A 22,227-nucleotide genomic window follows, 5' to 3' on the forward strand; every position below is an offset into this window, starting at 1 on the left:
GTTTACTGGGGTGTCCCCGCGGGGGGGGGGGGGCGCGGCCCCCCCCCCGCCCCCCGGCCGCGGGACCGGGATCGACGTGCCGTCACCCGCCCGCGTTCGGGAACAGGCTCAGGAACGGATCGGCCGTGGCCGAAAGACCTCGGCTGTAGGGCGCGTCGAAGTCCCAGACGAGGAACAGCAGGAACGCGATGAGGGCGGAGAACAGTCCGGCCAGGATCAGCTCGCGCGGCGTACGCCGGATCTGCAGGGCGAAGACCATGCCGACCGTCACCACGGCACCGATGATCAGGCCGAACCACACCACGCCGGGCATCGTCTCGCCGGTGGAGTCGGCGCGGCTGCCGCGCGCGGCGTCGGCCGTCGCCACCTGGTCGAGCAGCGGCTGATAGGCCTGCGCCTCGAAGTCGCTGCGCGGCTCGTAGTCGGTGACGTCGTGCCGGACGGTCTCGAACAGCTCGGCGCCGCGCTCGGTCACCTCGCCCTTCTCCGCCATGACCTTCCACTCGGTGGACACGACATGGCCGACGTACGCGTCGATGTCGCCGCGGATGCGGTCGCGCACGTCCTGCGGATACACCCGCACCCGCTCACTGATCTCGTGCAGGGCCTGTGCCTCCGCCTGGACCTGGTCCTGGGCGGCGCTGCGGGCCTCCCACACTCCGGCGATGGCCAGGCCCAGCACGATGGCGTACACCACGCCGATCATCATGGTGATGTACTCGATGACGTCCGGGGTCTCGGACGGGTCCTCGTCCGCCGGTGCGGCGTGATGCCGTACTACGGCCACGATGAGGACGACCAGACAGGCCGCCCCCATCGCGAGGGTGAGAACAAGCCATTCCGACAAGAGGTTCCTCCAGGGATCAGCGCGGACGCAGTGCGGCGGCGGCGAACACCGCGGGCACGGTGACGAGCAGGGCGAGCGAGACGAGGGACGGACCGGAGCGCTTGGCCGCGGAGTGGGCCGGGGCCCGGTACGGCGGATAGCTCACCGGGGTCGGCGAGACCTCGGGGCGGACGCTGGGCGCGGGGTCCGGCCGAGCCTTCGTCCTCGGCACGGGAGTCGGGGTGGGGGCGGGCCGGGGCGCCTCGGTGACGGGCGGCGGGGGAGGCGGTGGCGCGGGCCTCGGGGGCGGGGTGGGCGTCGGCTTCGGGGCGGGCGGGGGGTCCGGAGCGGGGTCCGGGGTGGGCGTCGGCGACGGCGGTCTCGGTCGCGGCGGAGGTGTCGGGGTGGGGGTCGGCTCCGGCGGGCACGACGGGGTCGGCGGGGGAGGGGGCGTGGGCGTGGACGTGGGCGACGGGGGCGGCTCGCAGGAGTCGGTTCCCCCGATCGCCACGGCGACCGCGCCGGAGCTGTCCGGGCCGACGGTGGCGTACGCGCAGGCGTCGGCGACCGCCGTGCCGCTCGGTGCTCCGCCGAGGAGCCAGGTCAGTGCGAGCAGGGCCGACAGCCGTAGGGCGAGAGCGGATCGGGTCCGCTGGGGTCCTTGCACGTCGCAGATCATCCGGGCTCGCGCGCCCGCGTACGCGGGAGCACGGGCGGATTGCTCCGGATGGGGGAAGAACGGGCCCCGAAGGTTTGAGCGCGGATGCCCGACGCTGACCCTTCGTTCGACGTCTTCGCGGGCTGACGGACGGCACCGCGCCACAGACTCCGGAAAGAAAATCCGGCCGCGTTGAACACTTCGGCCACTCCCGCCCGTACCTAGGACCAGCAAGCGGCGCAACAGGGCGCTGCAACACCCACCGGATACACGGGGAGTTGGAATGAAGACCTCCTGGCGGAGCGCCTCACTCGTAGCGACAGCTGCGGCTGTACTGGTGCTGACGACGGCGTGCGGTCAGGAACAGGGGTCGACGTCCTCGCAGAACGTGGGCGCCGCTTCCTCCCCGACGCTCGGTGCCGGCACCATAGCGGGCACCGGAACCGGTACGGCCGGCGTCGGCGCGGCCGGTTCCGGTACCTCGGACCAGGCCCAGTCCACCACGGCGGCCTCCGCGGGCCAGCTGACGGTGTGGAACAGCGACGAGTACGGCAAGGTCCTCACCGACAGCGCCGGACGCACCCTGTACCGCTTCGACAAGGACTCGTTCGAGCCGCCGAAGACGACCTGTGAGGGCGAGTGCGCCACCACCTGGCCGCCGGTTCCCGCCTCGGGCGCCACCGCCGCCGAGGGTGTCGACAAGGCCCTGCTCGGTGAGGTCAGCCGTCCCGACGGGACCAAGCAGCTGACGGTCGGCGGCTGGCCGCTGTACTACTTCGCCAAGGACACCAAGGCCGGTGACATCAAGGGCCAGGGCGTCAAGGGCTCCTGGTTCGCCTCGGCGCCCAACGGCAAGAAGGCCTCCACCAAGGGCGGCGGCACCGGCGGCGGCACGGGCGGCACCGGTGGCGGCGGTGGCGAGGCGGTCGAGCAGGCCGGCCTGACCACCCGCAACGACGCCAAGCTGGGCGAGATCGTCGTCGACAAGAACGGCATGACGGTCTACCGGTTCCTCAAGGACAAGCAGTGGCCGATGTCCACCAAGTGCACCGGCGCCTGCCTCGACAAGTGGCCCGTCGTCGCCCCGGTCGACAAGAACGACACCAAGGGCATCCTGCTGAAGGGCTACACCGTCTTCGACCGTCCTGACGGTTTCAAGCAGCAGACCATCAACTGCATCCCGCTCTACACCTTCGCCAACGACAAGTCGCCCGGCGACACCAACGGCCAGGGTGTCGGCGGTACCTGGTTCGCCATCAACGGCGACGGAGAGCCGATCGGCGCGCAGAAGTAAGGACACCTTCCCCAGGGTGGACCGCCTCGCCATTCACATCACCGCACGCGGAAGGGAGTGGACGAGAAGAGAGTGCCGGACGCACCACATCAGCGCGGCCGATCAGGTCCGCCCCCTCCGCACCGCACGGAGGGGGCGGACCGCTTCGCATGCCCGGACCCGCCCGAACCGGGCGGTCCGGGTTCGGTGTTCTCCGGCAGGCGCAACCTCCACGGGTGAACGGGCATGGCAGGGGCGGTGGTTGGGCAGGTGGCATCGGCGGCGACGTTGAACGGACGGTCAATTTCCGTTTTTACTCGCCCCTTCGGCGGGCGATCAGTAGCCTCAGCTCGAACACCGGATCGCCCACGCCACCCCCGAAGCGCTGGAGTACACAGATGGAGCGTCCCGCCTGGGCGCCGCGGAGCATCGACATCTCGATGCCGTCCGTGGCACGCATCTACGACTACTACCTGGGTGGTTCGCACAATTTCGAGGTCGACCGGGAAGCGGCCCGCAGGGCCATGGAGCACGTGCCGGGCCTGCCCAAGATCATGCAGGCGAACCGGGCGTTCATGCGCCGCGCCGTGCGGTACGCGGCCGGCGCGGGCATCACCCAGTTCCTGGACATCGGATCCGGGATCCCCACCTTCGGAAACGTGCACGAGGTCGCCCAGGAGGCCGGCCCCGGCGCACGGGTCGTCTACGTCGACCACGACCCCGTCGCCGTAGCACACAGCCAGGAGGTTCTGAAGGGGAACGACGACGTGGACGTGGTCGCGGCCGACCTCCGCAAGCCCCGGGAAATCCTCGAAAGCCCCCCGGTCCGGCGACTGATCGACCTGAACCGGCCGGTGGCGCTGCTCCTGGTTGCCATACTGCACTTCGTGGAGGACACGGACGACCCGTACGGAGCGGTGGCGGAGCTGCGCGACGCCCTCGCGCCCGGCAGCCTGATGATCGTCTCGCACGCCTGCCGTGAGGGAATCCCGTTGCCCGCGGAGCGGGCGGCGGGCGTGGTGGACGTGTACCGGAACATTCGCAATCCGCTGACCATGCGCACGTCCGACGAGGTCGCGCGGTTCTTCGAGGGGTACGACATGGTGGAACCCGGAGTGGTGCCGATGGCTGAGTGGCGGCCCGACACGGCTTCCGAGGACGAGGATCCGTACGCCTACGCGCAGTTCGCCGGCGTGGGGACCAAGGCGTGAGGGCGGAGCCGGACGGGCCGGAGGACAGACTCCGCCGGTTCGCGACCATCTGGAGCCGCGCGGTCTTCCCCGCCACCTCCACGTCGCTGACCCGGCCCGAGTTCGAGGAACGACTGCTGCCGCTCGCCCGCAGGCTGAGCGAGGCACTGCGGGCGAGGACGTACGACGCCGAGGCGGGCAGGGCCGTCGGCGCCGCCCTCGTCGAGGCGCACTGCACCGAACCCGAGGCGCTCGGCCAGACCCTGGACTGCGTCGACGCCTATCTGGTGCTCTACTGCGGTGGCGAGGGCCCCCAGGAGGACCTGCGGGCCCGTGCCGGGCGGCTGCAGTCCTCGATGGCCGCCGGATTCGCCGAGGCGCTCAGGCAGCGGACGCTGGCCGAGCAGGAGGCCATCGCCCGCGCCGCGCTGGAGGCACAGGGCGCGGTCGCCCTGGCGCTGCACGCCACCGAGGCCCGGTTCCGCGCGGTGTTCGAGGGCGCCGCCATAGGCATCGGCATCGCCGACCTCGACGGCAACATCCTCCAGGTCAACGGGGCACTGCTGCGCATGTTCGGGCTCACCGAGCAGGCGATGCGCGGGCGCCGGGTCCCCGAGTGGAAACACGCCGAGGACGCGCCCCAGGTGTGGCGCCTGTACGACGAACTGGTCGGCGGCGAGCGCGAGCACTACCACACCGAAAAGGCTTTCCACCGGCCGGACGGGACGGTCCTGTGGACCAACCTGACGGTGTCCCTGCTGCGGGACGCGGACGGCCGGCCGCAGTACCAGCTGGCCCTCATGGAGGACACCACCGAGCGCCGGCTGCTCAACCTCCGCCTCCGCTACGAGGCCACGCACGACGCGCTCACCGGACTGCCCAACCGCACCCTGTTCTTCGAACGCCTGGAGAAGGCCCTCGCGGCGGGCGACGGTCAGCGCTTCGGCCTGTGCTACCTCGACCTCGACGGCTTCAAGACCATCAACGACAGCCTCGGGCACGCGGCCGGCGACCGGCTGCTCGTCGAGGTCGCCGACCGGCTGCAGTCCTGCGCGACCGCGCCCGGTGAGATGGTCGCCCGGCTCGGCGGCGACGAGTTCGTGGCGCTGACCACCGGCACCGACACGGAGCACGAGGTCGACGAACTCGCCGACCGCATCATGAACGCGCTGGTCACCCCGGTGCGCATCGAGGGCCGGGAACTGCTGGTCCGCGGCAGTATCGGCATCGTCGAGGGCCCGGCGGGGGAGCGGGGCCCGGCGGAGGTGCTGCGCAGCGCCGACATCACGATGTACCGGGCCAAGTCGGCGGGCGGCAACCGCTACGAGGTCGCCGACGCGGAGGCCGACGCCCGCGCCATCACCCGGCACGGGCTGACGACGGCGCTGCCCGCGGCCCTGGACCGGGGCGAGTTCTTCATCGAGTACCAGCCCCTGGTCCACCTCGGCGACGGCACCGTGCGCGGCGCGGAGGCCCTGGTCCGCTGGCTGCATCCGCAGCACGGCGTCCTCGGCCCCGACCGCTTCATCCCGCTCGCCGAGCGCACCGGCCTGATCGTGCCGCTCGGCCGCTGGGTCCTGGAGCAGTCGGTGCGTCAGGCCCGCGCATGGCAGGAACGCAACGGCGGGACGGGGGCGAGCGAACCGCTGCGCGTCAACGTCAACCTCTCCCCGTGCCAGCTGACCCACCCCGGGCTGGTCCAGGACACGGTGGACATCCTGGAGCGCGCCGGCCTCGAACCGGACGCCCTCTGCCTGGAGGTCACCGAGTCCGCCCTGATCGGCGCCGACGACGACCTGCTCAAACCGCTGCGCAGGCTCTCCGAGATGGGCGTCGACATCGCCCTCGACGACTTCGGCACCGGCTACTCCAACCTCGCCAACCTCCGTCGGCTGCCGGTCCGTGTCCTGAAGCTGGACCGGTCCTTCACCCAGAGCATGCAGCGCTTCCCGGCCGACCCCGTCGACCTGAAGATCGTCGAGGGGATCGTCTCCCTGGCCCACAGCCTCGATCTGGCGGTCACGGTCGAGGGTGTGGAGACGGGCGCCCAGGCCGAACAGTTGCGGATTCTCGGTTGCGACACGGCCCAGGGCTGGTACTACGCCCGTCCGGGGCCGCCGGAGCGGCTCCACGAACTGGCGCTGGTGGACGCGACGGGGTAGGAGAGGTTCCTTCCCAGCCGCCGGCGCGTGCAGCGCGCCCCTCCCGGGGCGCGGGGAACTGCGCGATCAGCCACGACGAGCCCGCGGACCGCGACGACGCTCCCCGCCGACGGAGCGAACGGACTCGCCGGCCCACCCTCACCGCTCGACCAGCATCCGCTGCAACTCCCGCGCGGCCCGAGGCGGAGCCACATCGCTGCGGTGAGCCAGCGCGATGGTCCGGTGCAGACCGGGGCGGGCCAAGGGGGTGACCCGTAGGCCCCGCCCCGAGCGCGTCGCGACCATCCGCGGGACCACGGCCACACCCAGCCCCGCCCGGACGAACCCCAGGACCGCGTCCATCTCTCCGCCCTCCACCGCGAAATCCGGCTCGAACCCCGCGGAGCGACACGCGGCGACGGTGAGTTCCCGCAGGTCGTAGCCGTGACGGAACATGACCAGACGCTCGCCCTCCAGGTCGGACACACGGACGGTACGGCGACCGTCGCCGGGCCTCGGCGCGTCCGGCGAGGAGACCACGACCAGATCCTCCCGCAGCAGCTCCGCCGTGGTCAGGGCCGGGGAGGGCGTGGGGAGCGGCAGGACCACCAGAGCCAGGTCCAGGGCGCCGCGCGCGAGCTGGCGGACCAGGTCGTGGGAGCCGCCCTCCTCGATCAGCAGCCGGATGCCGGGGTAGCGGTCGTGGAAGGCGCGCAGCACGTCGGGCAGCAGCCCCGTGCACAGGCTCGGGGTCGCGCCGAGCCGGACCCGGCCCCGGCGCAGCTGGACCAGCTCCTGCACCTCGTGCCGGGCGGTGTCGGTGTCGGCGAGGATGCGCCGGGCCAGCGGCAGCAGCGCCTCACCGGCGTCCGTCAGCGTGATGTTGCCTCGCGCCCGCCGGAAGAGGTCCGCCCCCAGCTCCCGCTCCAGCGCCTTGATCTGCTGCGAGAGCGAGGGCTGCGCCACGTGGACCAGCTCGGCGGCCCGGGTGAAATGCCGGGTCTCGGCCACCGCGACGAAGTACTGGAGCTGCTGGAACTGCATCCCTCCACGATACGGGACGATAGCTTCCGGCTATCGAATCGAGCTGTTCCATGTCTTGGACCGATGGGGTGATGCCGCTCTACCGTCGTGGGTATGGCTCTGGCAACGCGGACGGAACGGGCGAAAGGTCCGGGACCGGCGGAACGTTCGAAACGGACGGGACGACCGGGACGGTCGGGACGGAAACCGTCCCGGGTGCGCTCGGTGTGGGACAGCTCCCTCGGCAAGAAGACGGTGATGGCCGTCAGCGGACTGATCATGCTGGCGTACCTGGTCGTCCACATGCTCGGCAACCTCAAGATCTTCTTCGGCTCGGACGAGTTCAACGGCTACGCCCACTGGCTGCGCACCCTCGGTGAGCCCTTCCTTCACCACGAGTGGGCGCTGTGGATCATCCGCGTGGTCCTCGTCGCCGCGGTCGTCGCCCACGCCACCGCCGCCTACCAGCTCAGCCGCCGGGACCTCCGGGCCCGGCCGGACAAGTACGTCCACAAGAAGCGCCGGGCGAGCTACGCGACCCGCACCATGCGCTGGGGTGGCGTCATCCTCGGCCTGTTCATCGTCTGGCACATCCTCGACCTGACGACCGGTACCGTCCATCCGGGCGGCTTCCAGGCCGGACACCCGTACCAGAACGTGATCGACACCTTCTCCACCTGGTACGGAAACACCGTCTACCTCGTCGCGATGCTCGCGCTCGGCCTGCACGTCCGGCACGGCTTCTGGAGCGCCGCCCAGACCCTCGGCGCCGGCAGCCGCACCCGCGACCGCGCCCTGAAGGTCACCGCGAACGTCCTCGCCCTGGTACTGACCCTGGGTTTCGTCTCCGTACCCCTCGCCGTCATGACCGGAGTGGTGAGCTGACATGACTACGTCCTCCGCCTACACGGAATACGCGACCGGTGAACCGGTCGTCGACGGCAAGGCACCCGGCGGCCCGGTCGCCGAGCGCTGGGACAAGCGCCGTTTCGAGGCCAGGCTGGTCAACCCCGCCAACCGCCGCAAGCACACGGTGATCGTCGTCGGCACGGGACTCGCGGGCGGCTCGGCGGGCGCCACACTCGCCGAACAGGGCTACCACGTGGTCCAGTTCTGCTACCAGGACTCCCCCCGCCGCGCCCACTCGATCGCCGCCCAGGGCGGCATCAACGCCGCGAAGAACTACCGCAACGACGGCGACTCCGTCCACCGGCTGTTCTACGACACCGTCAAGGGCGGCGACTTCCGGGCGCGGGAGTCGAACGTCCACCGGCTCGCGCAGATCTCCGTCGAGATCATCGACCAGTGCGTCGCCCAGGGCGTGCCCTTCGCCCGGGAGTACGGCGGTCTGCTCGACACCCGCTCCTTCGGCGGCGTCCAGGTGTCACGGACGTTCTACGCCCGGGGGCAGACGGGGCAGCAACTGCTCCTGGGGGCCTACCAGGCCCTCAGCAGGCAGATCGCGGCCGGGAACGTGGAGATGCACCCGCGCACCGAGATGCTCGACCTGATCGTGGTCGACGGGCGGGCGCGCGGGATCGTGGCGCGGGATCTGATCACGGGGAAGATCGACACGTACTTCGCGGATGCCGTGGTGCTGGCGAGCGGTGGGTACGGCAACGTCTTCTACCTCTCGACCAACGCCATGAACTCGAACGCGACGGCCGTATGGCGGGCGCACCGGCGGGGCGCGCTGTTCGCGAACCCCTGCTTCACCCAGATCCATCCCACGTGCATCCCGCGCACGGGTGACCACCAGTCCAAGCTGACGCTGATGAGCGAGTCGCTGCGCAACGACGGCCGGATCTGGGTGCCCAGGGCGCGCGGCGACCGGCGCCCGGCGAACCAGATCCCCGAGGACGAGCGCGACTACTACCTGGAGCGGATCTACCCCTCCTTCGGCAACCTCGTCCCCCGTGACATCGCCTCCCGCGCCGCGAAGAACGTCTGCGACGAGGGCCGGGGAGTCGGGCCCGGCGGGCAGGGCGTCTACCTGGACTTCGCCGACGCCATCGCGCGCATGGGGCGGGAGGCCGTCGAGGCCAGGTACGGCAACCTCTTCGACATGTACCAGCGGATCACCGACGAGGATCCGTACGAGGTGCCGATGCGCATCTATCCCGCCGTGCACTACACGATGGGCGGGCTGTGGGTGGACTACGACCTGCAGACCACCGTCCCCGGCCTGTTCGCGATCGGCGAGGCCAACTTCTCCGACCACGGGGCCAACCGGCTCGGCGCGTCCGCGCTGATGCAGGGGCTCGCCGACGGGTACTTCGTGCTGCCGGCCACCATCAACGACTACCTCGCCCGGCATCCGAGGCAGGACGGGATCGGCCGCGACCACCCCGTCGTCCAGGAGGTGCTGGCCGAGACCGAGGACCGGCTGAACCTGCTGCTCGCCGTCGACGGGGACCGTACGCCCGACTCCTTCCACCGCGAACTCGGCGAGCTGATGTGGGAGTTCTGCGGCATGGCCCGCACCGACAGCGGGCTGCGGAAGGCCCTGGAGCGGATTCCGCAGATCCGGGAGGAGTTCTGGCGGCGGATCAGGGTGCCGGGGACGGGCGAGGAGTTCAACCAGTCCCTGGAGAAGGCCAACCGGGTCGTCGACTACCTCGAACTGGCCGAGCTGATGTGCCTCGACGCGCTGCACCGCGCCGAGTCCTGCGGCGGTCACTTCCGCGAGGAGTCCCAGACGGCCGACGGCGAGGCGGAGCGCCGGGACGAGGAGTTCTCGTACGCCGCCGCCTGGGAGTTCACGAGGACCGGCACGGCGCCCGTCCTGCACAAGGAAGACCTCGTCTTCGAGTACGTCCACCCCACCCAGCGGAGCTACGCATGAAGCTCACCCTGCGCGTATGGCGGCAGCGGGCCGCCGACGCCGACGGCGCCATGTCCACGTACGAGGTGGACGGGATCTCGCCCGACATGTCCTTCCTGGAGATGCTCGACACGCTCAACGAGGACCTCATCCTGCGCGGTGACGACCCGGTGGCCTTCGACCACGACTGCCGTGAGGGCATCTGCGGGGCGTGCTCGCTGGTCATCAACGGGGACGCGCACGGACCGGAGCGGACCACGACCTGCCAGCTGCACATGCGGTCGTTCGCGGACGGCGACACGATCGACGTGGAACCCTGGCGTGCGTCGGCCTTCCCGGTGATCAAGGACCTGGTGGTGGACCGGACGGCGTTCGACCGGATCATCCAGGCCGGCGGGTACATCACCGCGCCGACCGGCGCCGCGCCGGAGGCACACGCCACGGCCGTCCCGAAGCCGGACGCCGACCTCGCGTTCGAGCACGCGGAATGCATCGGGTGCGGGGCCTGTGTGGCCGCGTGTCCCAACGGGGCGGCGATGCTCTTCACCTCGGCCAAGATCAACCATCTGAACGTGCTGCCGCAGGGGGCGCCCGAGCGGGAGACGCGGGTGCTGGACATGGTGGAGCGGATGGACGAGGAGGGATTCGGGGGGTGCACGCTGGCGGGTGAGTGCGCGACCGCGTGCCCCAAGGGGATCCCGCTGATGTCCATCACCAGCATGAACAAGGAATGGCTGCGGGCCACGCGGAAGGGCGGGAAGCGGTAGCCCCGTGCGGGGCCTGATCGAACGGGTGCGGGCCGGAGCGGGCCCGGCCGCTCGGCTCCCCGCGCCCCTGTAGGGGCACAGGACGTTCGCCGAGAGGTGCGAACGGGCGGGGCCGGGTGTGGTGCTCGATCCCGGCCCCGCCAAGGTTTCTCCGGTCGGTGCCGCGTCGATCGAGCGCGGAACGACTCGTTCGGGAGCGCCGCCGGTCGTCGCCGTGCGCCGGTCACCGTCGCGACACCCGCCGGTCGACGGAGTCGGACACACCGGCCACCTGGTCCGAGCCGTTCAACCTCCCCACATCCGGGCTCTCGCGACCGGTCACGCCAGTGTCAGCCGGCGTCGGCAGAACTAGGGCGGCGGGCCGCACGTCCCCAGGTCCGCCCTGACGCCGCCGAGTCGGCCCGTGACCAGGAGATGCCATGACCGCCTCCACCCTCGACAGCCCGCCCCAGTCGACGGCCCCCACCCGCTACACCGTCACCCTGGCCCGCAGCGAGGAGGACGTCCGTGCCGCCCAGCGGCTGCGCCACGACGTGTTCGCCGGGGAGATGGGTGCCCTGCTGGCCGGTCCGCAGCCGGGGCTGGACGCCGATCCCTTCGACGCCTACTGCGACCACCTGCTCGTGCGGGACACACGCACCGGCGAGGTCGTCGGCACCTACCGGCTGCTGCCGCCCGAGCGGGCCGCGGTCGCCGGGCGGCTGTACTCGGAGAGCGAGTTCGACCTCGGCGCGCTCGACGCGCTCCGCCCCTCGCTGGTCGAGGTCGGCCGGTCCTGCGTGCACCCCGACCACCGCGACGGCACGGTGATCGGCCTGATCTGGGCCGGGATCGCCCGCTACATGGTCCAGGGCGGCCACGAGTGGCTGGCCGGCTGCTGCTCCATTCCGCTGGCCGACGGCGGCGCCCTCGCCACGGGCACCTGGGACCGGGTCCGGGGCAGGAACCTGGCGCCGGAGGAGTTCCGGGTACGTCCGCTGCTGCCGTGGGTGCCGAAGGAGGGGGCGGCGCAGAGCCGTACCGAGCTGCCGCCGCTGCTGCGCGGCTATCTGCGGCTCGGCGCCTGGGTGTGCGGCGAGCCCGCGCACGACCCGGACTTCGGGGTCGCGGACCTGTACGTGCTGCTGTCGATGCGCCGGGTCGACGCCCGGTACCTGCGCCACTTCCTCTCCCTCGTCCCGGCGGCGTGAACCGATGAGCGTGTGGCTGCCCAGCGCGCCCTGCAGCCCCCGGGCGTGCGTGGAGGCGGCCGGGCCGGCCGTCACCGTCCCCCGGGCCGCCGCCCGGTTCGCGGCGGTCGTGGCCCTGGTCGCGGCCGGGGTCCTGGTGAGTGCCGTCGGCCTGCGACTCCCGGCCGACGTCGTGCGGCGCTGGTGCCGGTGGGTCGTACGGGCCTCGGGGGTACGGGTACGGATCGCCGGCACCGCCCCGCCCACCGGCGGACTGCTGCTCGTCGCCAACCACGTCTCCTGGCTGGACATACCGCTGCTCGGAGCGGTCCGTCCGGCGCGGATGCTGGCCAAGGCGGACATCCGGACGTGGCCGGTGGCGGGCGCGCTCGTCGCGCGGAGCGGCGTGCTGTTCATCGAACGGGACCGGATCCGCGCCCTGCCGGAGACGGTCGCCCGTATCGCCGACACCCTGCGGGGCGGTGCGGCCGTCGTGGCCTTCCCGGAGGGGAGCACCTGGTGCGGCCGGGCGCAGGGCCGCTTCCGGCGGGCCGTGTTCCAGGCCGCGCTCGACGCGGGCGTCCCCGTGCAGCCGGTGCGCGTCCGCTACCGCTTCACCGGCGGCGGGGCGAGCACCGCGCCCGCCTACGTCGGGGACGACTCGCTGCTCGCGTCGGTGTGGCGGGTGGTGTCGGCGCGTGACGTCGTCGCCGAGGTGGACGTGCGGCCCGTCATCGCCCCGGCCGGCCCCCTCGACCGGCGAGCCCTGGCGCAGGCCGCGCAGATGGCGGTGATCGACGTGGCGGCGATGGTCGAGCACACGCCGCGGGCGCGCGGCGGCCGCCGGGGAGCCGGGCCGAGGCCCGCGACCGGTGACCCGCTGAAGCTTCTGCGGAGAGGTGGGGTCAGCCTTCGGCCGGGAGGCCGCTGAGACCCGCGATCCGGGACAGCCGGCGGTACGAGTCGAACAGGGCCTGCCGGTCGTACGTGCTCGTCGTGACCAGGACCTCCTGGGCACCGGTCTCCTTGATCACCGACTCCAGTTCGTGCGCGACCTGCTCCTCGGTGCCGTACACCTGGCCCATCAGCCCGGACTCGTACAGGCCCCGCTCCCTGGCCGTCATCGTCCGCCGTTCGACCTCCGCCGCCGGGGACAGCGGCGGGAACGTGCCGTGGGTGCGGGAGTACGCCATGGCCCAGGCCTCCGGGAGGAGGACGCGGTGCGCGTTCTCCGGGGTGTCGGCGACGGCGATCGTGCCGGAGACGACGACGTACGGCTCCTCGGCCCATGCGGACGGGCGGAACCCGGCGCGGTAGCGGTCGATGCCGCGCCGTATCCTGTCGCGGTCGCGGAGGTCGCCGATCACCATCGGCAGGCCCGCCCGCGCCGCGATCTCGGCGCCCTCGCCCATCGCGAGCACGAACGGGGGCACGGCCAAACCCTCCGGAGGGCGCGCGTGCACCCCGGTCGGGGAGGTGCCCGCGAACCAGCCGAGCAGTTCGTCGAGCTGCTCGGCGAAGTCCGCGGTGTCGGCGGCGTCCTTGTCCCGGCCCAGCGCTGTGCGTACGCCGTCCGTGAAGCCGACGGAACGGCCGAGCCCCATGTCGATCCGCCCCGGGAACAGCGACTCCAGTACACCGAACTGCTCGGCCACGACCAGCGGGCGGTGGTTGGGCAGCATCATCCCGCCGGTGCCCACCCGAATGGTGTGCGTGGCCGCGGCGACGGCCGCGGCCAGGACGGTGGGGGCCGAGCTGGCCACCCCGGGCACGCCGTGGTGCTCCGACACCCAGAAGCGGTGGAAGCCGAGGTGCTCCGCGTACCGGGCCAGGCGCACGGTGTCCCGCAGGGCTTCGGGGGCGCTGTGGCCCTCGCGGGTGCGGGAGCGGTCGAGGACGGAGAAGCGGGTGGCGGAGAGTACGGAGGTCTCGGGGGTCACATGATGTTCAACGTTCTGGGGGTGGGGGGATTCCCTGACGTCGCGGGCCGCGGGTTCGTCGTGGTCGCTCGCGCGGTTCCCCGCGCCCCTGAAGGTCACGGGGCCGCGCCCCTGAAAGCGCCGAGCCGCGCCCGGATGAATCCGGGCGCGGCTCGGTCTGGTTGGGGTCGTGCGGTGGTGCTACTTGCGGCCGATGGTGATGCCCTTCGTCGCGGCCGTCTTGTTCTCGTAGACGACCGTGCCGGTGGACTTCTTCCAGATCTTGATCTTGAAGGTGTCCGGGCTGTCGCCGGCCGTGACGCGGAAGAGGTAGCCGCCCTTGCCGTTGACGGTGCCGTAGCCCTGGAGGACCGCCTCGGAGCCGCTGACCACGAGCCATTCGATGCTGGTGGAGCGGAACTTCAGCTTGGCCCCGGCGAAGTCGAACGCGACCTTCCCCGACGGCTTGGTGTCGCTCTTGCCGTACGTGGCGGTGAAGGAGAAGTCCGCCTTGCCGGTCAGCTTCGGGCCTGCCGGGTACGCCCCGGCGGGGGAGGTGAAGCCGCCGTCACCGGTCGCGGAACCGGCCTTGCGGTCGAAGACGACCAGCTCGTCGATCGTGCTGCTCGCCGAGGCGCCGTCGTCGTCGGTGACGGTGATCACCGGGGCGAAGATGCCGGCCGTGCGGTAGGTGTGCTCCGCCTTGCAGCTGCCTGCCGTGACCTTGCCGGCCGCCGGCTTGCCGCCGTCCTTCCAGTCGATGCTGCAGGTGTGGGTGTCACGGGTGCCCGCGTCGGTGAACTTGACCCGGACCCTGGTGACCTTGCCCGTCTCCGAGGTCTTCTTGCTGGTCACCGAGGTGATCTCCGGGGCCGCGTTGCCGACGGTGACGGTGACCGTGTCCGAGCTGCGGCCACCGGTGAGGGTGACCTCGAAGGTGCCGTTGTCGGCGCAGGTGAGCGTGGTCCTCGCGGAGCCCGCGTCGGCGAAGACGCAGGGCGCGCCCTTCTCGGCCGTCCACTTGGCGGTGCCCGCGCCGGAGACCGTGCCGTTCAGCTGGATCTTGGCGCCTTCCTTGCCGGAGACGTCCGCGCCGGCCCGGGCGATGGTGACCGGGTCGATGCTCTCCAGGGTGGGGACGACCTTCTTGATCAGGCCGTCGGCGTCGAACTCCAGCTTGTCGATGGTGGTTTCGCGGTGGGTGCCGTCTCCGCCGGGGATGGCGAAGCGGTGGTAGGCGATGTACCAGTCGTCGGTGCCGGGGACGTGGACCACGGAGTGGTGGCCGGGGCCCTTGATGCCGAGCGAGAGGTCCTTCTCCAGGATGACGCCCCGCTTGGTCCAGGGACCGGTGGGCGAGGAGCCGGTGGCGTAGGCGACCCGGTAGTTCTCGTCACGTGTGTCGTTCTCCGACCACATGAAGTAGTAGGTGCCCTTGCGCTTGATGACGAAGGTGCCCTCGTTGTAGCCGCTCGGGGTGATGTCCGTGACCTTGGCCGCGTCGAACGACACCATGTCGTCCTTCAGCGGGACCACGTAGGCACGGCCGTTGCCCCAGTACAGGTACGAGGTGCCGTCGTCGTCGGTGAAGACCGCCGGGTCGATCATCTGGCCCGGGAGGGTACCGGCCTTCAGCAGCGGCTTGCCGAGCGCGTCCTTGAACGGGCCGGTGGGCGAGTCGGAGACCGCGACACCGATGTTCGCGTCGGCGCAGAAGTAGAAGTAGTACTTGCCGTTCCGCTCCTCCATCGCCGGCGCCCAGGCCCTGCTGTCCGCCCAGGAGACGTCCGGACCGAGGTCCAGGATGACGCCGTGGTCCTTCCAGTGGACCAGGTCCTTGGAGGAGTACGCCTTGAACTGCGTACCGCTCCAGCCCTCGAAGCCGTCGGTGGTCGGGTAGATGTAGAAGGTGTCGCCGAAGCGCACGATGTTCGGGTCCGCGTTGAGGCCGGGCAGCACGGGGCTCTTGAGCTCGCGTGCCGACACCGTCCAGGTGCGCTTCTTGCCGTCGGAACCGGTGACCTCGTACTTCACCGGCTTGCTGAAGTTCTGCACACTGCCGGAGGCGGGGCTGATCGTCGCGCCGTGGGCGAGGGTGAACTCCGGTGCCAGCTTGGTGAGATCGGTACCCGGCTTCATCGGCAGCGTGACGCGGCTGTCGGCGTCGTCGATGACGGCGTCCGTCTTCTGCGCCGGGTGGGTCACCTTGGCGATGCCCGTGGTGTTGCCGCTGATCTCCAGGACCTCGGCGGGCGTCAGGGCCCGGTCGTAGATCCGGAAGTCGTCGACCTCACCGCCGAAGTACGGGTCGGGGGAGTACATGGACCGGCCGATGTAGCCGCTGTAGTCCTTGTTCGCGTCGTACAGGTCGGACGGCTTGACGGTGACGTCGGTGGCGCGGGAGACCTCGACGCCGTCGGCGTAGAGGATCGCCGTCTTGGCGCCGCCGTCGACGGTGACGGTGACGTGCTGCCACTTGCCGGGGGTGAGCCGGGCGCCGGACAGCTTCTTCTCCGCACCCCAACTCGCCGCCGTGATGGCCGAGTAGAGGGACGAGGAGCCGTTGGAGGGGCTGGCGAACAGGTACTTGTTGCTGTCCGGGCCGAGGCCGAACAGCCACTGCCAGTTGTCGCCGCCCTTCCACTTCGCGTACGTGGAGACGGTGACGCTGTCGGCGCCCTTCAGCACGCCGTTCGGGATCTTGACGTACGGCGAGCTGGAGCCGCTGTCGCCGCCGGACATCTTGAAGGAGCCGCCGTCGACGCCGGTGGCGAAGTCGGGCGTGCGGACATAGGTGCCGTGGTAGCCGTGGCCGCTGGAGTCACGGGCGATGTTGCCGCCGCTCTCGTCGAAGCCGTAGTGCACGAGCAGGTCGGCCGGGACGTCCGGGCCCTCGGTGGAGACCGTGACCTCGGCGGTGACCTGGATCGCCGAGTCGCCGGGCAGGTCGCCCTTCACCGTGAAGGTGCCGGCCTGCGCGTACTTCGAGGCGTCCACGTCCTCCCAGGTGACGGCGACGGGCCGCTCGGCGCCGTCGGCGAACTCCGCGATGACGGTGGCCGGCAGGACCGGGGCGTCACCGACGCGCGTCTTGACCTTGACGTCCTCGACGCTCGTGACGATCCCGTCGGGCTGGTAGGTCTTCAGCAGCCGGTCGTACTCGTCCTGGGTGACCGGGAGCACGGTGCCGTGCCGGGGCTTGGACGGCAGGTCGTAGCCGGTGGACGGGGTCCAGACGCCGGAATCCAGGTCCTTCGTCTCGAAGGGGATGTAGCCGCGGCCGCCGAACTCGTCGAGGAACGCGTACCACTTCTCCTCGGTGTTCGACTTGAACACCAGCGGTCCCTCGGCGGCGTTCATCGCGCCCTTGCCGATGCCCTCGGCGACGGACGTCCAGGAGAGGTTGCGCAGCGAGTCGCTCTTCTCCTCGAAGATGAACTTGCTGTTGGGCGTGGAGGAGGAGTTGTTCCGCTCGTCCTTGGAGAGGCGGTAGTACTCGCCGTCGTGCTGGATGACGGTGGAGTCGATGACGGAGTAGCCGCGGTCGACCCAGACCTTGGGCTCGCTGAACGTGTAGAAGTCACGGGTCGTCGCGTACATCATGCGGTTGTACGTGTCGCCGGAGTGGGCCTCGTTGTCGTACAGCTTCGACGCCCAGAACACGACGTACTCGCCGAGCTGGTCGTCGTAGTACGCCTCCGGGGCCCAGGTGTTGCCGGCCGAGTCGGGGGAGACCTTCACCAGGCGCTGGTTGGTCCAGTGCACCAGGTCGGTGGACTCCCAGACCATGATGGACTTGCTGCCGGTGCGCTGCGAGGCGTCCCAGTCGCCGTTGCCGTAGATCCTGAGGTCCGTGGCGATCTGGTAGAACTTGTCGCCCTCGGGGGAGCGGATGATGAACGGGTCGCGCAGGCCCTTCTCACCGAGCGTCGAGGTCAGGACGGGCTTGCCGTCGTTCAGCTCCCGCCACTTCAGCGGGTCGTTGCCCTTGCTGAGCGCCGCGTACAGCTGCTCGCCGTCCGAGGTGCCCTCGCCGGTGAAGTAGCTGAACATGTAGCCCTTGAGGGCTTCCTTCTTGGGCAGTTCCGGCACCTTCGCCGTGAAGGCGCGGGTGGTCTTCGCGTCGCCCTTGGTGACCGTCGCGGTCAGCGCGACGGTCGTGGTGCCGTCGCCGTGCGCGGGACGGTGGACCTCGCCCTCGGCGGAGACGACGGCGGCGTTCGCCGACGCCCAGGAGACCTTGGTGCCGAAGTCGCCGCTGCCCGGGAGCGTCAGGTTGCCGCGGACGTCGTCGAGGTTGTGCACCGTCAGCGCCTCGGCGGCCTGCTTGACGGCGGTGGTGTCGTCGAAGGTCGGCAGGACCGTGACCTCGAAGGACTTGGTGGCGCTCGCGGGACCCTTCTTGAGGGTCGCCGTCAGCGTGGCGTGGCCGTTCGGCTCACCGGCGGCGGGACGGGTCACCGCGCCGGAGTCGGAGACCACGCCGGTGTTGTCGCTCTTCCAGGTGATCGAGGAGCCACCGGCCGTACCGGTCTTCGGCAGGTCCAGGTCGGTGGTGACCGCGCTGGTGTCGCCCAGGGTGAGGGCGGCCTTGTCGGCGGCGAGGCCCTGTTCGGCGATGGGGAGCGAGAGCTGCTCGACCTCGGAGCCGGCGAGGGCGCGGTCGTAGACCCGGAAGTCACGGATCTTGCCCTTGAAGAGCTTGTCGCTCGTGTAGACCGACTTGCCTATGTAGTTGGCGGTCGTGGTGCCCGAGCCGATGGAACCGGGAGTGGTGGTGACCGAGGTGTTGCGGCCGACCTCCACACCGTCCTCGTACAGCACGCCCGTGGTGCCGGTCTGGGTGTAGGTGAGCTGCTTCCACACCGAACGGCTCAGGTTGTGCGAGTCGCCGGGCCGGGTGTTCTGCTCGGTCGACCAGTTGCCCGACGCGATGGCCGTGCGCAGCGAGTTGCCGGTGGCGAAGAGATAGCCGTTGCCCGTGCCGCTGCTGGTGTTGCCGAAGCCGTAGATGAAGTACGGGCCGACCTGCGACTCGTCCATCAGCACGTCCATGGAGACGCTGATGGAGTTCATGCCCTTCATGATGTCGTTCGGCACCTTGATGTAGGTGTCCGATCCGTTGAAGGAGAGGCCCTGGCCGTCACCCGTCCAGCCGGCCGTGCCGTTCACCGTGCCGTTGCGGCCGTGGCCGGAGGCGTCGACGGCCGTGGTGCCGGAGGTGGCGTCGAGCTTGTACCAGAGGGCCAGCCCGTCGGTGAGGTCGGCGTCGTCCGCGGCGGCCGGGGCGGCGGGCCCGGCCAGGCCCAGGAGGAGTGACGCGGCCGTCAGTCCGGCGAGCGGACCCGCCCAGCGTCTGGCGCGGCCGCGCAGACGTTCGATGTACGTCATATCGAGTTATCCCTGCTGAGAGCACGGCTGATGAAGGGGTGGCGAAGGCAAGGGGAACGCAAGGGGAACGGGGTCGGGAAGGGGCGGGAGCCCTCGCCCCGGGCTTCCCGCTGTTTCGACCATGTGACGTCGTGTTGCGAGAGTGTCAATCGGAGTGTGGTGGGGCGTCAAGAGGTTTCGAACAACGTCCGACAGGCCGAACAGAAAGCCCCCGTTCTCCGGGGAGAACGGGGGCTGTGGGTACCGCGCCTACCTGACGGGGCGTATCAGTTCCCAGGTGTCGACCGCGAAGTCCAGCTTCATGCCGTGCCGTTCGTAGAGGGCGAGGGCACCGGTGCTGTTGTCGGTGTCGACGCCCAGGCCGATACGGTCGCGGCCCAGCGCCGCGAAGTGACCGAAGGCGTGGCCGAGCAGCAGACTGCCGAGCCCACGGCCCCGGGCCTCGCGCAGGACGCCGAGACTGGTGATCCAGGCCATGGCGGAACGGTCGTTGCGGCACCGCACGGCCGCCACGTCACCGAGACCGTCGACGTGCGCGATCCAGATCAGGGACCAGTCGACGTGCTCGGCGTCGATGTCGTCGAGCCACTGCTCGTAGGTACGCGGCTGGAAGTCGAAGTGGTCGGCGAAGGACGCCTGCAGCAGCTCGTGGGCCTTCCTGCGGTCCGGCTCGGCGGCACAGGCGCGCAGGGTGACGCCGGGCGGGGGTGTCGCCGGCGGCTCGGTGGGGGACAGCGGGCGGGCCAGGACGTTGTAGCGGCGGACCGCACGCCAGCCGCGCTCGCGCAGGGCGTCCAGGTCCATCGTGGGCGCGATGTTGAGGTGCATGTGCACGACGGCCCGGTCCGCGCCGTTGGCCGCCGCGCGCTCCGCCGCGCGGGTCTCCATCAGGTCGAACAGGTGCAGCGCGCCGAGCTGTTGGTCCGGCAGCGTGTAGTGGTCCATGTCGATGCGCTCGCCGCCGGACTCGTCCCACTGCAGCCCGTACGCCACCAGCCGGTCGCCGTCGAACAGCAGCCAGGAGTCACGCGCCAGGTCCGCCTCGGGATGCTTCAGGTCGGCCCGTACCTCGCCCAGCTCGGTCTCGGCGCGGCCGATCTCCAGCACGTCGATCTCGTTGAGCAGCGCGCACACCGCCTCCGCGTCGTCGAGCGTCGCCGGGCGCACGGTCAGGCCGGGCGGCAGGGGGGTGGGGTGCGTCGTCGTCATGGGGTCACTGTCGGGGGGCGGGGGCGTGTGCCGCAACGGGATTTCGGGGGCGGCGGGGGTGGGGACGGTGCGGCGGCGTGCGTTCGTCGGCTGCGGGCCCGGTGGGCTTCTCGCGCGGTTCCCCGCGCCTGAAGAGCAGGGGTTGCTTCCGCCGCGCCTGACGTGCGTTGCCCGGTGCGGGGCCGCTGGGGGCTGGTCGCGCAGTTCCGCGCGCCCCTGGAAGCATCAGGACCTGCGGGCCGGAAAGACACGGGGCCGATCACCCGCGGTACGTGCGTCCCGTACGGCCCGTCACGCCGCCACCGGCAGCCCCGGGGTGCGGAAGACCCGTCGCTCCGCGTCGACCGCGAACACCTCGCAGCCCTCCCGGGACGCGGCCCACTCGATGCCCTCCGCGCCCATCGCGAAGGCAGCCGTCGCGGTCGCGTCGGCCTCGGTGAGGGACGGGGCCACGACCGTGAGGCTCAGCAGGCCCGTCGCGGGGCGGCCGGTGCGGCCGTCGAGGATGTGGTCGCCGCGCTCGTAGCGGGCGGAGGTGGCTACCGCGCCGTCGGTGACGGACAGGACCGTGCAGAGGCGGTCGGCCCGCTCGGGATGGCGTACGCCCACCCTCCACGGACCGCCGGTCGCCGCCACGTCACCACCGGCGTTGAGGCAGAGCCGCCGCGCGCCCAGGCCCGTCAGCAGCTCCGCCGCCCGCTGCACGGCCCACCCCTTCACCATCGCGCAGGGGTCGAGCCCGCGCCCCGGCAGCCGTACGTCGAACGCGCCGCCGGTCGCCACCCGGTACTCCTCGCAGAGGGCCAGCACCTCGGCCAGGTCCTGGCTGACCTCGTCCGGTGCCAGTTCGCCCCGGTCCAGCCGCGAGACCTCGCTGTCCTCGCGGAACGGGCTGAACCGGGCGTCGACCTCGCGCAGCCAGGCGAACGCCGGCTCCACGGACTCGGCGGTCACCGGCCCCTCGCGGCCGACGTTCCCGCCCGTGTCCGTTCCGCCGTTCCCGGCCTCGTGCTCGCCGTCCTCGACGAGCAGCGAGATCGGGAACCCCATGATGTGTTCGACGCGGCGCACCGGATCAGGCCTTCGCGTCGAGGGCGGCCTGGAGGGACTCCCGGTAGCCGTCACTGGTGATCGTGGCGCCGGAGACGGTGTCGATGTCGGCGTTCTGTGCCGCCAGCGTCTCCTTGATCAGTACCGGGACGGCCGCCTCGGTCTGGGGGTGGTTCGGCTGCTTCAGCATCTTCACCGAGGCGATCGCGTCGCCCTCGAAGGTCACCTGGACCTGGACGTCACCCTTGGAGGTCCCGACGGTCGGTCCGGCGACGGTCCGGTTCGTGGTCTCCCCGGACGCCTCCGAGTCCTCCGAAGCGGAGCCCGCCGCGGAGTCGGAGGCGGAATCGGAGCCGGAGCCGGAGTCGGTCGAGGACGCCGACTTCCCGTTCTCGTCGATCGTCGCCTGGAGGGACTCCCGGTAGGCGTCGCTGGTGATGGTGGCGCCGGAGACGGTGTCGATGTCGGCGCTCTGCGCCTCCAGCGTCTCCTCGATCAGCACCGGAACCGCCGCTTCCGTCTGCGGGTGGTTCGGCTGCTGGAGCATGCTCACGGCCGTGATCTTCTCGCCCCGGAAGGTCGCCTGGACCTGCACGGGACCCTTCTCCGTGTCGACGGTCGGGCCCTTGACCACGGTGGAGCCCGCCGCGGCGGACGCGGACGGAGCGGGCTCGGCGGTCACCGTCGTGGTCGTCGCGGTCGAGGGGGAGTAACGCCAGACGGGCACCAGGGCGGCGGCGCTCAGGACCAGGGCGGGGATGACTCGTTTCACAGTGCGTTCCTGTCC

Annotated in this window: 16 protein-coding genes; 8 read left to right on the forward strand and 8 right to left on the reverse strand. The window is 71.1% G+C overall.

All coding sequences use genetic code 11. From position 1 onward, the window contains the following. Positions 1 to 82 precede the first annotated feature (82 nt). Together ACWCRJ_RS36345 and ACWCRJ_RS36350 are read right to left on the reverse strand one after the other, a co-directional pair. A complete protein-coding gene (locus ACWCRJ_RS36345) occupies positions 83 to 847 on the reverse strand; it encodes a bestrophin-like domain (RefSeq protein ID WP_450943278.1) in 765 nt (254 codons plus the stop codon). Positions 848 to 863: 16 nt separating this feature from the next. After that, positions 864 to 1,493 carry a hypothetical protein gene (locus ACWCRJ_RS36350; protein ID WP_450943279.1) on the reverse strand — a complete coding sequence of 210 codons (630 nt, stop codon included), beginning with the start codon at positions 1,491 to 1,493 and terminating at the stop codon, positions 864 to 866. A 274-nt stretch (positions 1,494 to 1,767) separates the two neighbouring features. Between ACWCRJ_RS36350 and ACWCRJ_RS36355 the strand changes: the two genes are divergently transcribed. The 3 genes from ACWCRJ_RS36355 (at position 1,768) to ACWCRJ_RS36365 (ending at position 6,109) form a co-directional block, all read left to right on the forward strand. Further along, positions 1,768 to 2,778, forward strand: coding sequence for an SCO0930 family lipoprotein (locus ACWCRJ_RS36355; RefSeq protein WP_450943280.1), 1,011 nt, complete (start codon positions 1,768 to 1,770; stop codon positions 2,776 to 2,778). 377 nt (positions 2,779 to 3,155) lie between these two features. Further along, positions 3,156 to 3,968, forward strand: coding sequence for an SAM-dependent methyltransferase (locus ACWCRJ_RS36360; RefSeq protein WP_450943281.1), 813 nt, complete (start codon positions 3,156 to 3,158; stop codon positions 3,966 to 3,968). Then, a complete protein-coding gene (locus ACWCRJ_RS36365) occupies positions 3,965 to 6,109 on the forward strand; it encodes a putative bifunctional diguanylate cyclase/phosphodiesterase (protein WP_450943282.1) in 2,145 nt (714 codons plus the stop codon). The genes ACWCRJ_RS36360 and ACWCRJ_RS36365 overlap by 4 nt, the downstream gene beginning before the upstream one ends. A 138-nt stretch (positions 6,110 to 6,247) precedes the next feature. On the opposite strand, the gene ACWCRJ_RS36370 is transcribed toward ACWCRJ_RS36365, so the two are convergent. After that, positions 6,248 to 7,132 carry a LysR family transcriptional regulator gene (locus ACWCRJ_RS36370; RefSeq protein ID WP_450943283.1) on the reverse strand — a complete coding sequence of 295 codons (885 nt, stop codon included), beginning with the start codon at positions 7,130 to 7,132 and terminating at the stop codon, positions 6,248 to 6,250. A gap of 237 nt (positions 7,133 to 7,369) precedes the next feature. Between ACWCRJ_RS36370 and ACWCRJ_RS36375 the strand changes: the two genes are divergently transcribed. From ACWCRJ_RS36375 to ACWCRJ_RS36395, 5 genes are all read left to right on the forward strand, one after another. Continuing rightward, on the forward strand, positions 7,370 to 7,996 hold the full coding sequence (locus ACWCRJ_RS36375) for a succinate dehydrogenase (protein ID WP_450943340.1): 627 nt from the start codon (positions 7,370 to 7,372) through the stop codon (positions 7,994 to 7,996). Between the two features lies 1 nt (position 7,997). Continuing rightward, the gene (locus tag ACWCRJ_RS36380) at positions 7,998 to 9,956 is read left to right on the forward strand and encodes a fumarate reductase/succinate dehydrogenase flavoprotein subunit (RefSeq protein WP_450943284.1); all 1,959 of its coding nucleotides are present in this window, start codon (positions 7,998 to 8,000) and stop codon (positions 9,954 to 9,956) included. Next, the gene (locus ACWCRJ_RS36385) at positions 9,953 to 10,702 is read left to right on the forward strand and encodes a succinate dehydrogenase/fumarate reductase iron-sulfur subunit (protein ID WP_450943285.1); all 750 of its coding nucleotides are present in this window, start codon (positions 9,953 to 9,955) and stop codon (positions 10,700 to 10,702) included. Before ACWCRJ_RS36380 ends, ACWCRJ_RS36385 begins: the two co-directional genes overlap by 4 nt. Before the next feature lie 419 nt (positions 10,703 to 11,121). Continuing rightward, positions 11,122 to 11,892, forward strand: coding sequence for a GNAT family N-acetyltransferase (locus ACWCRJ_RS36390; protein ID WP_450943286.1), 771 nt, complete (start codon positions 11,122 to 11,124; stop codon positions 11,890 to 11,892). 4 nt (positions 11,893 to 11,896) lie between these two features. After that, a complete protein-coding gene (locus ACWCRJ_RS36395; RefSeq protein WP_450943287.1) occupies positions 11,897 to 12,802 on the forward strand; it encodes a lysophospholipid acyltransferase family protein in 906 nt (301 codons plus the stop codon). Here ACWCRJ_RS36395 and ACWCRJ_RS36400 read toward each other — a convergent pair. The 5 genes from ACWCRJ_RS36400 to ACWCRJ_RS36420 all read right to left on the reverse strand — a co-directional run bounded on the left by ACWCRJ_RS36400 (position 12,777) and on the right by ACWCRJ_RS36420 (position 22,212). Further along, a complete protein-coding gene (locus tag ACWCRJ_RS36400) occupies positions 12,777 to 13,811 on the reverse strand; it encodes an MsnO8 family LLM class oxidoreductase (protein WP_450943288.1) in 1,035 nt (344 codons plus the stop codon). The genes ACWCRJ_RS36395 and ACWCRJ_RS36400 overlap by 26 nt on opposite strands. A 180-nt stretch (positions 13,812 to 13,991) precedes the next feature. Next, positions 13,992 to 19,181 (reverse strand): family 43 glycosylhydrolase, encoded by a 5,190-nt coding sequence (locus ACWCRJ_RS36405; protein ID WP_450943289.1) that lies wholly within the window; start codon positions 19,179 to 19,181, stop codon positions 13,992 to 13,994. A gap of 249 nt (positions 19,182 to 19,430) precedes the next feature. Then, entirely contained in the window at positions 19,431 to 20,390 is a 960-nt protein-coding gene (locus ACWCRJ_RS36410; RefSeq protein ID WP_450943290.1) for a GNAT family N-acetyltransferase, read from the reverse strand. A gap of 291 nt (positions 20,391 to 20,681) precedes the next feature. Continuing rightward, positions 20,682 to 21,461: an FAD:protein FMN transferase gene (locus ACWCRJ_RS36415; RefSeq protein WP_450943291.1), complete on the reverse strand. Its 780-nt coding sequence runs from the start codon at positions 21,459 to 21,461 to the stop codon at positions 20,682 to 20,684. Positions 21,462 to 21,465: 4 nt separating this feature from the next. Further along, complete coding sequence (locus ACWCRJ_RS36420; RefSeq protein ID WP_450943292.1) at positions 21,466 to 22,212, reverse strand: FMN-binding protein; 747 nt, start codon at positions 22,210 to 22,212, stop codon at positions 21,466 to 21,468. Positions 22,213 to 22,227: the final 15 nt, after the last annotated feature.

Source organism: Streptomyces sp. NPDC002324 (assembly GCF_053593335.1).

Bases quoted from the DNA above. Each gene is read 5' to 3' on its own strand.
- ACWCRJ_RS36355 (WP_450943280.1), top strand. From the start codon at position 1,768: ATGAAGACCTCCTGGCGGAGCGCCTCACTCGTAGCGACAGCTGCGGCT.
- ACWCRJ_RS36360 (WP_450943281.1), top strand. From the start codon at position 3,156: ATGGAGCGTCCCGCCTGGGCGCCGCGGAGCATCGACATCTCGATGCCG.
- ACWCRJ_RS36370 (WP_450943283.1), bottom strand. From the start codon at position 7,132: ATGCAGTTCCAGCAGCTCCAGTACTTCGTCGCGGTGGCCGAGACCCGG.
- ACWCRJ_RS36375 (WP_450943340.1), top strand. From the start codon at position 7,370: ATGGCCGTCAGCGGACTGATCATGCTGGCGTACCTGGTCGTCCACATG.
- ACWCRJ_RS36380 (WP_450943284.1), top strand. From the start codon at position 7,998: ATGACTACGTCCTCCGCCTACACGGAATACGCGACCGGTGAACCGGTC.
- ACWCRJ_RS36385 (WP_450943285.1), top strand. From the start codon at position 9,953: ATGAAGCTCACCCTGCGCGTATGGCGGCAGCGGGCCGCCGACGCCGAC.
- ACWCRJ_RS36390 (WP_450943286.1), top strand. From the start codon at position 11,122: ATGACCGCCTCCACCCTCGACAGCCCGCCCCAGTCGACGGCCCCCACC.
- ACWCRJ_RS36395 (WP_450943287.1), top strand. From the start codon at position 11,897: ATGAGCGTGTGGCTGCCCAGCGCGCCCTGCAGCCCCCGGGCGTGCGTG.
- ACWCRJ_RS36405 (WP_450943289.1), bottom strand. From the start codon at position 19,181: ATGACGTACATCGAACGTCTGCGCGGCCGCGCCAGACGCTGGGCGGGT.
- ACWCRJ_RS36410 (WP_450943290.1), bottom strand. From the start codon at position 20,390: ATGACGACGACGCACCCCACCCCCCTGCCGCCCGGCCTGACCGTGCGC.